At 62.8% G+C, this 13,551-nt stretch carries 12 protein-coding genes and 1 tRNA gene; 4 read left to right on the top strand and 9 right to left on the bottom strand.

Features of this window, described 5'->3' with window-relative positions; all coding sequences use genetic code 11:
• Positions 1 to 83 precede the first annotated feature (83 nt).
• The 3 genes from BV82_RS18575 to BV82_RS18565 form a co-directional block, all read right to left on the bottom strand.
• Positions 84 to 458, bottom strand: coding sequence for a hypothetical protein (locus tag BV82_RS18575; protein WP_010223358.1), 375 nt, complete (start codon positions 456 to 458; stop codon positions 84 to 86).
• 131 nt (positions 459 to 589) lie between these two features.
• Positions 590 to 666 (bottom strand) — tRNA-Pro (locus BV82_RS18570).
• A gap of 64 nt (positions 667 to 730) precedes the next feature.
• Complete coding sequence (locus tag BV82_RS18565; RefSeq protein ID WP_010223359.1) at positions 731 to 952, bottom strand: YgdI/YgdR family lipoprotein; 222 nt, start codon at positions 950 to 952, stop codon at positions 731 to 733.
• Positions 953 to 1,149: 197 nt separating this feature from the next.
• Here BV82_RS18565 and moaB point away from each other — a divergent pair, with 197 nt between their 5' ends.
• Positions 1,150 to 1,689 (top strand): molybdenum cofactor biosynthesis protein B, encoded by a 540-nt coding sequence (moaB, locus tag BV82_RS18560; protein ID WP_036996416.1) that lies wholly within the window; start codon positions 1,150 to 1,152, stop codon positions 1,687 to 1,689.
• A 7-nt stretch (positions 1,690 to 1,696) separates the two neighbouring features.
• The gene (locus BV82_RS18555) at positions 1,697 to 2,899 is read left to right on the top strand and encodes a molybdopterin molybdotransferase MoeA (RefSeq protein ID WP_010223361.1); all 1,203 of its coding nucleotides are present in this window, start codon (positions 1,697 to 1,699) and stop codon (positions 2,897 to 2,899) included.
• On the opposite strand, the gene BV82_RS18550 is transcribed toward BV82_RS18555, so the two are convergent.
• From BV82_RS18550 to BV82_RS18530, 5 genes are all read right to left on the bottom strand, one after another.
• A complete protein-coding gene (locus tag BV82_RS18550) occupies positions 2,888 to 4,135 on the bottom strand; it encodes a glycosyltransferase family 4 protein (protein ID WP_010223362.1) in 1,248 nt (415 codons plus the stop codon). The genes BV82_RS18555 and BV82_RS18550 overlap by 12 nt on opposite strands.
• 64 nt (positions 4,136 to 4,199) lie before the next feature.
• Positions 4,200 to 5,654 carry a mannose-1-phosphate guanylyltransferase/mannose-6-phosphate isomerase gene (locus BV82_RS18545; protein ID WP_036996415.1) on the bottom strand — a complete coding sequence of 485 codons (1,455 nt, stop codon included), beginning with the start codon at positions 5,652 to 5,654 and terminating at the stop codon, positions 4,200 to 4,202.
• Between the two features lie 356 nt (positions 5,655 to 6,010).
• Entirely contained in the window at positions 6,011 to 6,670 is a 660-nt protein-coding gene (locus BV82_RS18540; protein WP_010223364.1) for a response regulator, read from the bottom strand.
• Positions 6,667 to 7,557, bottom strand: a complete 891-nt coding sequence (locus tag BV82_RS18535; protein ID WP_010223365.1) for a sensor histidine kinase — start codon at positions 7,555 to 7,557, stop codon at positions 6,667 to 6,669. Before BV82_RS18535 ends, BV82_RS18540 begins: the two co-directional genes overlap by 4 nt.
• Positions 7,558 to 7,993: 436 nt before the next feature.
• The gene (locus BV82_RS18530; protein ID WP_036996516.1) at positions 7,994 to 8,518 is read right to left on the bottom strand and encodes a hypothetical protein; all 525 of its coding nucleotides are present in this window, start codon (positions 8,516 to 8,518) and stop codon (positions 7,994 to 7,996) included.
• Positions 8,519 to 8,864: 346 nt separating this feature from the next.
• Between BV82_RS18530 and BV82_RS18525 the strand changes: the two genes are divergently transcribed.
• Positions 8,865 to 9,800 (top strand): chemotaxis protein CheV, encoded by a 936-nt coding sequence (locus BV82_RS18525; RefSeq protein WP_036996413.1) that lies wholly within the window; start codon positions 8,865 to 8,867, stop codon positions 9,798 to 9,800.
• Between the two features lie 40 nt (positions 9,801 to 9,840).
• Positions 9,841 to 10,647, top strand: coding sequence for an MOSC domain-containing protein (locus BV82_RS18520; protein WP_036996412.1), 807 nt, complete (start codon positions 9,841 to 9,843; stop codon positions 10,645 to 10,647).
• A 799-nt stretch (positions 10,648 to 11,446) separates the two neighbouring features.
• Here BV82_RS18520 and BV82_RS18515 read toward each other — a convergent pair.
• A complete protein-coding gene (locus BV82_RS18515; protein WP_010226999.1) occupies positions 11,447 to 13,375 on the bottom strand; it encodes a transglycosylase SLT domain-containing protein in 1,929 nt (642 codons plus the stop codon).
• Positions 13,376 to 13,551: the final 176 nt, after the last annotated feature.

Raw genomic sequence — 13,551 nt, 5'->3', positions numbered from 1 at the left:
GCATTTGCTACGGTAGAAACAAACAACCCCCTGTTCAGGGGGTTGTTTGTTTCAGGCCTTCAAAAAGCATCGCCGGTTCTGGATCAGTGCCGCTTCTTGCGGTGACTGTCCGCCAGGTTATTACCCAGCGCACCACCGGCTGCACCACCCAAGCCTGCGCCAATCGCCGAGCCGGTGCTGCCACCCAGTTTGCCGCCTACCAGCGAGCCACCGGCCGAACCCAGGCCGCCACCAATGGCTGCCTTGGTCTTGTTGCCTTTCTTCGCGGCCATGGCGCTGCCCGCTGCACCACCGACACCGGCACCAATGGCCGCGCCGGTGCTGCCACCCAGCTTTTGCCCGACCACGTTACCCAATACACCACCCAGGCCACCGCCTACAGCGGTCTGGCCATCGCCGGCCATGGCGCCTTGTGCACACAGCAGGCCCAGGGTCAGGGCGGCAAGAGTCTTACGCATGTGAATCAACCTCAATGTTCGAAAGGCGCGCATTCTGCTGGTAGCGCCGTCGCCGTGCAATGCTGGCCAGTGCTGCTCGTCTGCCGGGCACGAAAAAGCCCGCACGAGGGCGGGCTTTTTGTTGAGTAATCTGGTCGGAGAGACAGGATTCGAACCTGCGGCCTTCTCGTCCCGAACGAGACGCGCTACCTGGCTGCGCTACACTCCGATGGAGAAAATATTACTCAAAATTTTCTCCTCGGCAAGCCCCCGAAGGCGGCTTGTCGATCAGCTCACAGGTCCTTGACGGTACGGACCTGGTCCTTGTTGATGCGGGTGCGCTTGCCGTCCAGCTGTTCGAATTCGTAGAAGCCCGAGTCTTCATCGTATTGCGGAGTATCGACCGCCTGGATTTCGCGACCGTCGTTCAGGGTAATGACGGTTGGCGAAGCGCAGCCGGCCAGGGTGCCAAGACCCAGGGCGAGCAGGAAAGCGGGAAGAGTCCGTTGAATCATTGTGTTTCTCCAGTAAAGGATGGTGCGTAATGGTTCTTGAGACGCATGGCGCCTGCGCAAGTTCCGTGCAGATTGCAGCATAGCGGCAATCCAGCATTATTGACTGGGCCCAATGCCTGGCCCGGTGGCGGGCGCGAGGCGGGCAGGGCTGTGATATAACACCGCTCATTCGTTCCTATCAATGGATTCAAGGTCCCATGAAAGCCAAGGCAGATGTACCTTTCGTGCCGCTGAACATTGCCGTACTGACCGTCAGCGATACCCGCACCCTGGAAACCGACACCTCCGGCCAGGTGTTCGTCGACCGCCTGACCGAGGCCGGCCACGCCCTCGCTGCGCGGGTGCTGCTCAAGGACGATCTGTACAAGATCCGCGCTCAGGTCGCGACCTGGATCGCCGATGAGCAGGTGCAGGTGGTGCTGATCACTGGCGGTACCGGCTTCACCGGGCGTGACAGCACGCCGGAAGCCGTGGCTTGCCTGCTGGACAAGCAGGTCGATGGTTTCGGCGAGCTGTTTCGCCATATCTCCCTGGCCGATATCGGCACCTCCACCGTGCAGTCCCGCGCCTTGGCCGGCCTGGCCAATGGCACCCTGGTGTGTTGCCTGCCGGGCTCGACCAATGCCGTGCGCACTGGTTGGGACGGTATCCTTGCCGAGCAACTCGACGCCCGTCATCGCCCGTGCAACTTCGTCACCCACCTCAAGCAGGCTGCGCCCTGCGAAAGCCGTGGTTGAGACGCCCATGCACACGCCATTGATGCCCGTCGAAGACGCCCTGGCCAAATTGCTCGCGCTGGCCGAAGCCGCGCCAATCAACGACACCGAGCAGGTCGCGCTGGCCGCCGCCGAAGGCCGCGTGCTGGCCCACGAGCTGGTATCGAGCCTCGACCTGCCGCCCTGGCCCAACAGCGCCATGGACGGCTACGCCCTGCGCCTGGCCGACTGGACTGGCGCGCCGTTGCCGGTCAGCCAGCGGATATTCGCCGGGCATACTCCCGAGCCGTTGCAGCCGGGCACCTGTGCACGAATCTTTACCGGGGCGCCGCTGCCTGTGGGGGCCGATTGCGTCGAAATGCAGGAAAACGCCGAGCTGCTGGACGATCAGCGTGTGCGTTTCACCGAGCCGCTGCGCGTCGGCCAGAACATTCGCCCGCAAGGCCAGGAGACCCGGGTTGGCGAGGCGGTATTGGCCGCCGGTACGCGCCTTGGGCCCATCGAGTTGGGCCTGGCCGCGTCACTGGGCTGTGCCGAACTGACGGTGGTGCGGCGGGTGAAGGTCGCGGTGCTGTCGACCGGGGATGAGTTGGTCGAGCCCGGCTTGCCCCTCGGTCCCGGACAGATCTACAACAGCAACCGGCGGTTGCTTGGCAGCTGGCTGCAACGCCTGGGCTGCGAAGTGATCGATGCAGGCATTCTTGCTGACGACCTGGAGAAAACCCGTGAATGCCTGGCCGGGTTGCAGGACGTCGATCTGATTCTGTCTACCGGTGGCGTTTCGGTGGGCGAGGCGGATTACCTGGGCATCGCACTGCGTGAAGAAGGCGAGCTGTCGTTGTGGAAGTTGGCGATCAAGCCGGGCAAGCCGCTGACCTTTGGTCATTACAAAGGCGTGCCGGTCATCGGTTTGCCTGGCAATCCGGCCTCGACCCTGGTGACCTTTGGCTTGTTGACCCGGCCTTACCTGCTGCGCCGCCAGGGCGTCAGCGAGGTCACGCCACTGCAGTTCCCGGTACCGGCCGGATTCGACTGGCCCAAGGCCGGAAGCCGCCGCGAGTACCTGCGCGGGCGTCTGGAGCAGGGCAGTGCGTTGATCTACAAAAACCAGAGTTCGGGTGTATTGCGCAGTGCTGCCTGGGCCGAGGGGCTGGTCGAAGTCCGTGAGGGCCAGACCCCGGGCAAAGGCGATATCGTCCAGTTCATTCCCTTGAGCGAACTACTTGGCTGATCGGCTGAGCAGCGTGCCGTCCACCAGGGTGGCACTGCTTGGCGCACGCAGGCTGGGACGTGCATGCACGCTTTCCAGCTGGGCGGCGGCGACACTCCAGTCATGCCGGCAGCAGACAAACTCCCGGGCCGCTTGCGACAACTGGCGCAGGCGCCAGGGCTGGTTCAGCAGTTGGGTAATCATCAGGGCCAGCTGGTCGCCATCGTCACTGGCCAGATAGTGCTCGCCATGGGTCACTTGCAGGCCGGACACACCTTTGCCCGTCGTCACCACCGGCAGCCCGGCGGCCATGGCTTCCAGTACCTTGATCTTCGAGCCGCCGCCGTAGCGTAGCGGGGCGAAGAAGATTGCCGAGTTGCGTTGCAGTTCGCGCAGGTCAGGCAGGTAACCGATCCATTCGATCCGCGGGTCAGTCCAGCGCAGTTTCCAGCTGGGCGGCAAGGCGTGGCCGACCACCGCCAGGCGCACCGCCGGGTTGCTCAGCCAGACTTGCGGCAGAATGTCCTCCAGCGCCCATTCGATGGCCTCAAGGTTGGCGCCATACTCGAAGTTGCCGACAAACAGCAGGCGCTGGCTGTGCAGCGAGGGCTGGATGTCCTGGTAGTGCGCGCAGTCCACGCCGTTGATCACCACCGACACCGCAGAACCGGTCACCTGGCTGATGTGCTCGGCGTCAGTGGGGCTGACCGCCACCACTTCATGGGCCTGGCTGAGCACACGGTTCTCCCAGCGCCGATAACGCCAGCGATCGAAGGCATTGAAGGGGCGCAGCCACAGTGGCAAGCGGTCGTGACAGGCGGCGCCGTTGACGGATTCGATGTTGTGTTCACTGAGCACGAACGGCAGCCGCCGACTCTGCAGGGCTTTTTCGAATGGCTGAAAGCTATAGCTGTGTTCGATCTGGATCACATCCCAGGGCTCGTCCAGCAATTGCTCGAAGCAGTGGCGCAGGTGCGGCGCCAGGCCATTGATACTGGCGCGCATCGGGTAGCTGGGGTAAATCGCCGCCAGCAGGTTCAGCGGGCTGTGCAAGGGGCGCCTGGGGAGCACGATCAGGCGTTCGAGCAAAGGCTCCAACGCCTGTCGGGCCGCGTCGCTGGGGAGGATCTTCGACTGCACCAGCAAGGTGATGCGATGACCGCGCTGCGCCAGGTTGCGCAGCAGGTGGTATTGCCGGGTTTTACCGCCGCTGGTGGTCGGCCAGGGCAGGTAGGGTAGTGTCCAGAGTATGCGCATGACCCCTTTCCTCAGTGTTCAGGCGGGTAACGGCATGCAGATAAAAATGGACGCGCCAAGGGGATCAGCTTGCGGCTGGCTCCGGGGCGCGTCCATAGATATCAGTAAAGCGCACGATGTCGTCCTCGCCCAGGTATTCGCCACTTTGTACTTCAATCATCACCAGATCGATCACCCCGGGGTTGGTCAGGCGGTGCACCCGTCCGGGCTTGATGAAGGTCGATTCGTTGGTGTCGAGCAGAAACTCCTCTTCGCCGTTGGTCACGCAGGCCATGCCGCTGACCACGATCCAGTGCTCGCTGCGGTGGTGATGCATCTGCAGCGACAGCGAGGCATCGGGGCGGACCATGATGCGCTTGATCTTGAACCGTGGGCCTTCCTCGAGCACGGTGTAGGTGCCCCAGGGGCGGTTGACCGTACGGTGCAGGCGGAAGGCATCGTGGCCCTGGCGCTTGAGCTGCTGGGCGATCACCTTGACCTCCTGGCTGCGGGCTGCGTCAGCGATCAGCAGGGCGTCGGGGGTATCGATGATGATCAGGTTATCCAGGCCCACCGCACCGACCAGGCGCCGTGGTGAGTCGATGTAGCAGTTACGCACATCGTGCAGCACGGTTTCGCCGGTGCAGCGGTTGCCCTGGTGATCGCCGGTCGAGAGCTCGCGCACCGCCTCCCAGCTGCCGATATCGCTCCAGCCCAGTTGGCTGGGCAGTACCGCGACCTGTTGTGAGACCTCCATCACCGCATAGTCGATGGAAATGTCCGGCACCTGGGCAAAGCTGTCCGGGTCCAGTTCCACCTGGCACTCGCGCGCGCCTTCCTTGCAGGGGCTCTGGGCCAGGCAACGATTGATCGCTGCCAGCAGTTGCGGGGTGTGCAGTTCCAGTTCATGCAGGATGGCATCGACGCGCATGCAGAACATCCCGGCATTCCACAGGTGCTGGCCGCCCTCGAGGTACTGCTGTGCGGTATCGGCATCGGGTTTTTCCACGAAGCGTGCGACCTTGAAGCCATGGGCGTCGAGTGGCTGGCCCTTTTCGATGTAGCCAAATCCGGTTTCGGCGCGGGTCGGCAGCAGGCCGAATGTGGTCAGCCAGCCGTGGCTGGCCAGCGCACGGGCCTGGCTGACAGCCTGGTCGAAGGCGCTGAGGTCGTTGATCAGGTGGTCGGCCGGCAGCACCAGCAATTGTGCGTCCTCACCATACAGCCGGGCGCAGTGCAGGGCGGCTGCGGCGATGGCGGCAGCGGTGTTGCGGCCAAAGGGTTCAAGGATATAGTCCAGGGCCAGATTAGCCTTGTTCAACTGGCGGAACTCGTCTTGGGTGCGGAAGAACACCTCGCGGTTGGTCACTGTCAGTACCCGCTCGACATCGGCCAGCCGACTGGCGCGGGCGAAGGTCTTCTGCAGCAGGCTCTGGCCATCGGGCAGGCGCATGAACGGCTTGGGCATGGTTTCGCGCGATACCGGCCACAGGCGGGTGCCGGCGCCGCCAGCGATGATGCAAGGGATCAGAACACTCATCTCACAGCCTCGAGTCAGGGGCACTGCCTGGGCAGTGCGGCAAAAGTAAACAGGGCAACCTGGCAGGCTTTTGCGCAATGAGTCAAGAAAATGACTTTTACCACTGGCGTCATCCATAAAGGCCAAATATTTGTCGAATGATGCGCCTGGGCGGCGAAGCTTTCAATGATATTTGTATGAATGGTGTGCAAATGACTGCTGAAACGTTAAGTGCGATGCAGTAAAAGCGCGCCAGAAAAGGCGTCGATACTCGATGCTCAATGGGGTCTGGGCATTGGTCATGGCCGCCAGGCTGGAGGCGGGCACGTGCTGTGCCCCGGCCTTGAGTGTGCGCCTGGCGCCAGGTGTACTGCTGCTCAGTCGTCCAGGCTGATGATCTGCTCGCGCACGGCAAACAGCACCAGGCCGGCAACATCGTAGATTTGCAGGCGTTTCATGATCTGCGAGCGGTGGGTTTCCACGGTCTTGATGCTCAGGCCCAGGCCCTGGGCGATTTCTCGCGTCGATTTGCCGCGCACGATCAGGCGCAGGATCTCCAGTTGGCGGGCGGTGAGGTTGTGCTTTTCGGCTGCTTCCGGCTTGCCTGATTGGGCGCGCAGCAGCGCCTGGTTGATCACGGTGTGGGCGATCGCCGGGCTCAGGTAGCGCTCGTTGCCACGCAGCGCGGCCAGCGCCTGCTCAAGTTCGGTAGCGGTGGTGTCTTTAAGCAGGTAGCCGTGGGCACCGCTTTCCAGGGCCTGCATGATCAGCTCCGGATCGGTGTGCATGGAGAGAATCAACACCTTGCTGCGACAGCCGAGGGCGCGCAAGCGGCTCAAGGCGTCCAGGCCGCTGGTGCAGCGCATGGAGATATCCAGCAAGACGATGTCCGGGTCCAGTTGCATGACCAGTTCGGGCACCTGGCCGCCGTCGTTGGCTTCGCCGATCACGGCATAGCCGGGTATATCTGACACCAGTGCGCGAACACCTGCGCGGATCAATGAGTGGTCATCCACCAACAACAATGTACAGGTCATGGGGCGTTACTTGTCTTGGCGCGTTCGAGGGTACGGGGAGGCCAGGGGAACAGGGCGTCGATCTGGGTGCCCAGGCCGGGCTGGCTGGTGACTGACAGTGTGCCATTGAGCAAGCCGGCACGCTCGAGCATTCCGGCCATGCCGCGTTGGCCTTCGTCGGCCGGATTGCTGGCGGGCAGAAAGCCCAGGCCGTCATCGCTGATCGACAGTGCCAGGCCTTCGGGCTGGCGCTGGATACGAACCACCAGGTTGTTGGCCCTGGCATGGCGCAATATGTTGGTCACCGCCTCCTGGGTGATGCGAAAGGCGGCAATTGCCATGTCTTCCGGGATGCCGCCCAGGCGCTGACGGCACTCCAGGCTCCAGTGCACATTGGTGTTCTCCAGGGTGCGCAGCAGGTGGGCGCGCAGGCTGGCTTCCAGCCCCAGGCTAGCCAACTGCCGGGGGTTGAGGATGGCCGAGACATCGCGAACATTGGCCAGGGTGTCATCCAGGGTGCTGCGCAAAGTACTGCAGTGCTCCTGCAGCTCAGCCGGGGCACGACGTTGCAGCCAGTCGGCCTGAAGCTTGGCGGCGGTCAGCAGTTGGCCGATATCGTCGTGCAGTTCGCGGCTCAGGCGCTGGCGTTCGCTTTCCTGCACCTTGAGCAACCGGTCGGCAAGTTCCGCCGGGCGCAGGGCAATCGAACGCGCCCACTGACGCAGTTGCCAGGCAATGCTCAGCAGGGCGATCAGTTGCAGGGCCAGGGCTGCGCCCGGCAACGGTTGCTCAAGCAGGTACAGGGCCAGGTTGACGGCAATCGAGGCCAGGCACAGCAGGGCGGTCGCCCAGCGCAACAGAGAGGCGCCGGGGCGCCAGCGCTTGAGTGTCTTGAGGCTTGAGAGCATAGGAAATGAAGCCACTGAAATATCGCTGTTGAAAGCCTTGCAAAGGTCAAACTAGAGGCTTTTGTCGAATTGCCTTCAATAACGTTTAAATGTCGGCGCTGGGGTGCGGCGATGAAAGTCGGCGTGCTCTGTCTTGGGGGCGCCAGGTGAGGTGCATGACTTCATCAGCGCGCATGGTATCACTTCAAATACAATTGGTCGCGAACTCTGATAACTGACTGAATAGCCAGATTTTACGGGCTGGCACGGCGGTTCCGATTACCTTCGAATCTAGCACTATGCCATCAGTTTGTGGGGATGGAATTTTGCCCGATATCAATTAAACGGAATATTTTTTGCGAATAATTAGAGGTGCCGGAAAATACACTAAGTTTGACCTTAGTGTGCACTCGTCAGGGAGCCGGTTATCTTCGCCAGGGCATTGTTGTTATGCCGCTTAGTTGACCCTGGTTGGCGAGGAAAGTGCGCAGGCATGCGCGGTGGCGGGCGCAGTCATGGACGGTTCGGAGTGTTCGCAGAGGTGCTGGGTCTCGATGCAAGAGGTGCAGGCCAGAGCGGTTTGCGGGCTCAGGGCAGTGGCCAGGGTGTCGAGCAGTTGCACCTGTTCCTCGGTGTCCAGGCTCAGGCGGCCGGTGTGCGGGTCGATCAATTCCAGTTGCCAGGCCAGCAAGGTCAGGCAGCTTTCCAGGGCCTGCAGGGCTTCACCCTGCAGCGCCGGTTGCGCCTGTGCCGGCTCCAGCAGCGCTTGCAACTGCTGGCTGTAGGCGGCGACCTCGACCAGGCCAAGGGTCTGTGCGCGTTCCACCAGGGTTGCCAGGGTGTCGTTCAGGCAGTGGCAGGCATCCGGATCGTTATCGATCAGTTGCAGGTGCAGCAGGCATTCCTCTGCCTTGGTCAGCAGCACCTGGGCGTCGATCAGGAATTCCTGCAGGGCGCTGTTGTGCAGTGCGTCGTTAGCCATCATTTGGCTCCAGCGCGAAAGGCTGGAGCAGGGGCTGGCCACCATGAGGCGATCGCTGACAAAAGCCTGACTCCGTTCATGCAATGAGAATGGCGTCACATTAATGGCTAATGGATATTGCGAACATCAGGTCTCACCCGATTGTCACTAGGGGATTCCCTGATACGGTGTTTTCGATACGACCCTTTGCGGGTGTTTGCGACAGCGGAGAGGTGAGCGCAGTAAAGCATGATGGTAAAATGACATCAATGGGCTGCAGAGCATTTTCTTCAAGGGGTCAAGCTCTGCGGCAAACGGCCGATACAGGGCCATTGGGATCATTTTCGACACACCTGGGGGCTCTTCGATGGCTGGCATTCTCGACACGGTAGACCAAAGAACGCAGCTGGTGGGCGAGAACCGCCTGGAAATCCTGATGTTCCGCCTGGCGGGCCGGCAACTGTTCGCGATAAACGTGTTCAAGGTCCAGGAAGTGCTGCAGATGCCCAAGCTGACCCTGATGCCACAGCGTCACGCGTACGTCTGTGGCGTGGTCAACTTGCGCGGGCAGACCCTGCCGGTGATCGACCTGTCCCAGGCCATCGGCATGCGCCCGCTGGAGCCGGGCCCGGGCAGCACCATCATCGTCACCGAGTACAACCGCTCGGTGCAGGCCTTTCTGGTCGGTGGCGTCGACCGCATCGTCAACATGAACTGGGAAGCCATCATGCCGCCGCCGACCAGTGCCGGTCGTCAGCACTACCTGACAGCGATCAGCAAGGTCGACGAGCAACTGGTGGAAATCATCGACGTCGAGAAGGTGCTGGCGGAAATCGTCCCGTACAGCGCCAAAGTGTCGCGCGACAAGCTCGAAGATCCGCTGCTGGGCCGTGCCCGTGGTCGCGAAGTGCTGCTGGTGGACGACTCCACCGTGGCCCTGGCGCAGTTGCGTGACACCTTGTCGCAACTGGGGGTGAAGATGCACGTGGCCAGCGATGGCCTCAGGGCCCTGCGCATGCTCAAGGGCTGGGCCGACGCTGGCGAGGATGTCTGCGAGAAGCTGCTGATGGTCTTCACCGACGCCGAAATGCCGGAAATGGACGGCTACCGCCTGACTACCGAGATCCGCAACGACCCGCGCCTGCGCTCACTGTACGTGGTGCTGCATACGTCGTTGTCCGGCAGCTTCAACGAATCGATGGTGAAGAAGGTCGGCTGCGACAACTTCCTCTCCAAGTTCCAGCCCGACAAGCTGGTCGATGTCGTGCGCCAACGGCTGATGCTGGATGAAGCCACGGCCTGAGTCGGTATAAGCTAGGGTTTTAACCGACACAAGGCAGGTCATGATGCGCCTGAGTGCGTTGTACCGATACCCGCTCAAATCAGCGCGCGGTGAGGCGCTGCAAACCTCCTCGCTGGACCTTCTGGGGTTGAGCGGGGACCGCCGCTGGATGCTGGTGGAACGTGACAATGGGCGTTTTCTGACCCAGCGCATGTACCCGCAGATGAGCCAGCTGGCGGCCTTGCACAACGCCGACGGCAGCCTCACCCTTCAGGCACCAGGCTACCCGGCGCTGCACGTTGGCGTGCCGGAGCCCGATAGCGACCTGCGCGGCGTCACTATCTGGCGCGATACCTTTCGCGTGCCGGATGCCGGCGATGCTGCCGCGCAGTGGCTCAGTCGGTTCATCGGCAAGGACGTGCGCCTGGTTCATGTGCCAGAGCAACGCACGCGTTATCTACCCAATGGTTATGGTCTGAACAGCGACCGCGTGGCGTTCGCCGACGGTTTTCCCTTGCTGCTGATTGGCCAGGCGTCGCTGGATGACCTGGTCGACAAGGTCGGGCGGCCACTGGAGATGCTGCGCTTTCGTCCCAACCTGGTGGTGGAGGGCAGTGCGGCGTTTGCCGAGGATGGCTGGAAGCGGATCCGCATCGGCGCGGTCGAGTTCCGGGTGCTCAAGCCGTGCGAGCGTTGCATCATGACCACCATTGACCCGCAGACCGGCGAGCGCAGCCCGGACCGCGAACCGCTGGCGACCTTGCGCACCTATCGGCAGAAGGAGGGGGATGTGCTGTTTGGCCAGAACCTGGTGGCGGATGGCGCGGGGGTGCTTGAGGTGGGGATGGCGGTGACGGTGCTGGAGTAACCAGGCAAGGCTTTGCCTTGCATCGCTGGCAACGCCAGCTCCCACAGGTCTTGCACCATCCCTGGGGCACTGCCAATCCTGTGGGAGCCGGACTTGCCGGCGATCGAGCGCGAAGCGGTCGTAATCCAGACGCCGCGTTATGTGCAAGCTGGACCGGCCTCATCGCTGGCAAGCCAGCTCCCACAGGTCTTGCACCGACCCTGGGGCCACTGCCAATCCTGTGGGAGCCGGACTTGCCGGCGATCGAGCGCGAAGCGGTCGCAATCCAGACGACGCGTTATGTGCAAGCAGGGCTGGCCTCATCGCTGGCAAGCCAGCTCCCACAGGTCTTGCACCGACCCTGGGAGCACTGCCAAACCTGTGGGAGCCGGACTTGCCGGCGATCGAGCGCGAAGCGGTCGCAATACAGACGACGCGTTATGTGCAAGCAGGGCTGGCCTCATCGCTGGCAAGCCAGCTCCCACAGGTCTTGCACCGCCCCTGAGCGCACTGCCAATCCTGTGGGAGCCGGACTTGCCGGCGATCGAGCGCGAAGCGGTCGCAATCCAGACGATGCGTTATGTGCAAGCAGGGCTGGCCTCATCGCTGGCAAGCCAGCTCCCACAGGTCTTGCACCGACCCTGGGAGCACTGCCAATCCTGTGGGAGCCGGACTTGCCGGCGATCGAGCGCGAAGCGGTCGTAATTCGGACAGCGCCGAATAGGCTGGCTGGACTGACCTCATTGCTGGCAACGCCAGCTCCCACAGGTGCATGCAAATCTATTGTGGGAGCCGGCCTTGCCGGCGATGGGCTGGACGATCACTGATCGTCAAAATACCGCTCATGCCAATCCACCAGCGGCTGCGGCGAATTGAGCTTCTGCCCGTAGATCACCGAGTACGACAGCACGTTCTGCACGTACTGGCGCGTCTCGTCGAACGGAATCGACTCGACCCAGACATCGAAACTCAGGTGGTCGGCGCCGCGCAGCCACTGGCGCACGCGGCCCGGGCCGGCGTTGTAGGCGGCGGAGGCGAGTACCCGGTTGCCGTTGAACTGGCTGTGCACCTGGCTCAGGTAGGCGGCGCCCAGCTGGATGTTCTTGTCCGGGTTGAACACCTGCGCAGGCGAAGCCAGCGGGATGCTGAACTTGCGCGCGGTCTCCTTGGCGGTGGCCGGCATCAGTTGCATCAGGCCACTGGCGCCGACGCTTGAGCGGGCGTCGTCCATGAACGCGCTTTCCTGGCGGGTAATGGCGAACACCCAGCTCGAATGCAGACCACGTACCTTGGCTTCACGCACCAGGGTGTCGCGGTGGGCCATCGGGAAGCGGATGTCCAGGTCGTCCCAGTACTTGGCCTGGCTGATGGTGCGAATGGCCGGGAAGTACCAGCGCATGTCGTAGGCCAGCTTGGCCTGGGCGACCATCTCGTCACGGTTGAAGTGGCGGCTGACGTGGTACCACTCGCGACGCCCGTCGACAATCTGGCCGCGGGCGTGGAATTCCAGTGCGCGCTTGACCCCCGGGGTGTTGCGGACCTTGTTGACCACCTGCTGGCTCAGCACCAGCGGCTTGTTGTTCAACTGGTAAGGCGTTTGCGAGCGGTCGGCGGCCAGGAAGCCGTAGAAGTCACGCTCGCGAGCCACGGTTTTGTACAGCAGCGGGATTTGCGGGTCCTTCGGCTGTGCCAGCTCCAGGCTGCGCGCCTGCCAGTAGCGCCAGCGGTTGCTGCTGGCCAGGTCTTGCGGCAGGCGCTTGGTCAGCGCGTAGGCATCTTCCCAACGGCCCAGGCGCAGCAGCAGGCGCAGGCGCCACTCGGTGACGGTGTTGTCGCGCAGCTCCGGATCGTAGCGGGTCATCAGGTCCAGGGCGCGCGGGTCGTAGCGGCGGGCCAGGGTCAGGCCGATCTCGCGGGCGATGGCAACTTTCTCGTCGCGGGAGAAATGCATGCGGCTGGCGTAGTCATCGAGCAGGTTCATGGCCCGCTCCGGGTCCTGGCGGGCCAGGCGGCGCAGGCCCAGGCTGACCACGTCGGACATCGCCTCGTTGACCGGGGTGAAGCGCCCGGGCTGGTTGAGCAGTTCGGGCTTTTGCGCCACGTCGATCAGCAGGCGGCCTTGCGGCGCCAGGGTGTTGAGGCTTTTGACCAGGGTATTGGCCAGCGCATAATTGCGGGTTTGTGCCGCCAGCTTGGCGCGCTCCCAGCGTTTTTGCTCGGTCAACTGGCCTTCGGCGGCCCAGCGCTCGAACAGGGCGTCGCAGGCCGCGGGTTGCGACTTGCCGACCAGCCAGAGTTTTTCTGCGCTGGCAAAGCCTTCGGCGCGCTGGCCATGGCTGAGCTGGTACTGGCCATTGAGGCAGTCCAGTTCAGTGAAATTGAGTTTCGGATCGTAGTACTTGGTAAACGTCGCCCAGTCACCACGCTCGGCCAGCCAGCGCAACCAGCGCAGCTTCATCCAGTTGGCCTGGGGCAGGTCGCCGTGGGCGCCGAGGAATTTCTCGATTTCGGCGTTGCTGGCGGTTTTCAGCCGGGCGGTCAGCTCGTCGTAGGCCAGGTAAGGCGTCAACGGGTAGTCGCGCAGGGCATCGGCATAGCGCAGGTAGGGCCCCTTGTCACCCTTGGCCAGGGCGCGTTTGGCTTCATCGTAATATTGACGTTGCTGGGTGATGTCGGTGGCCTGGGCGACACCCACCGCCGAGGCAGTGAGAAGCAGGCTGGATACGAGGTGGAGCAGGCGGCTGCGCATGAGACTTCCGGGCAGTTTGACCATGAAAAGTGACGGCGAAGCCAGCACTGTTGGAGTTGCATTGCCTTAGCTTAGCCGGTTGCCGCAGGCGGATGAAAGCATTGTGCTTGTATCTGCTTGTAAAGAAGCGGCCTGTCGTCGGAAGGTACTGAAGGACGCGCTGCTTAATGTGAAGC

This window comes from Pseudomonas donghuensis, from assembly GCF_000696345.2.
GTDB lineage: Bacteria > Pseudomonadota > Gammaproteobacteria > Pseudomonadales > Pseudomonadaceae > Aquipseudomonas > Aquipseudomonas donghuensis.
This window is presented reverse-complemented; position numbering and strand designations above follow the sequence as displayed.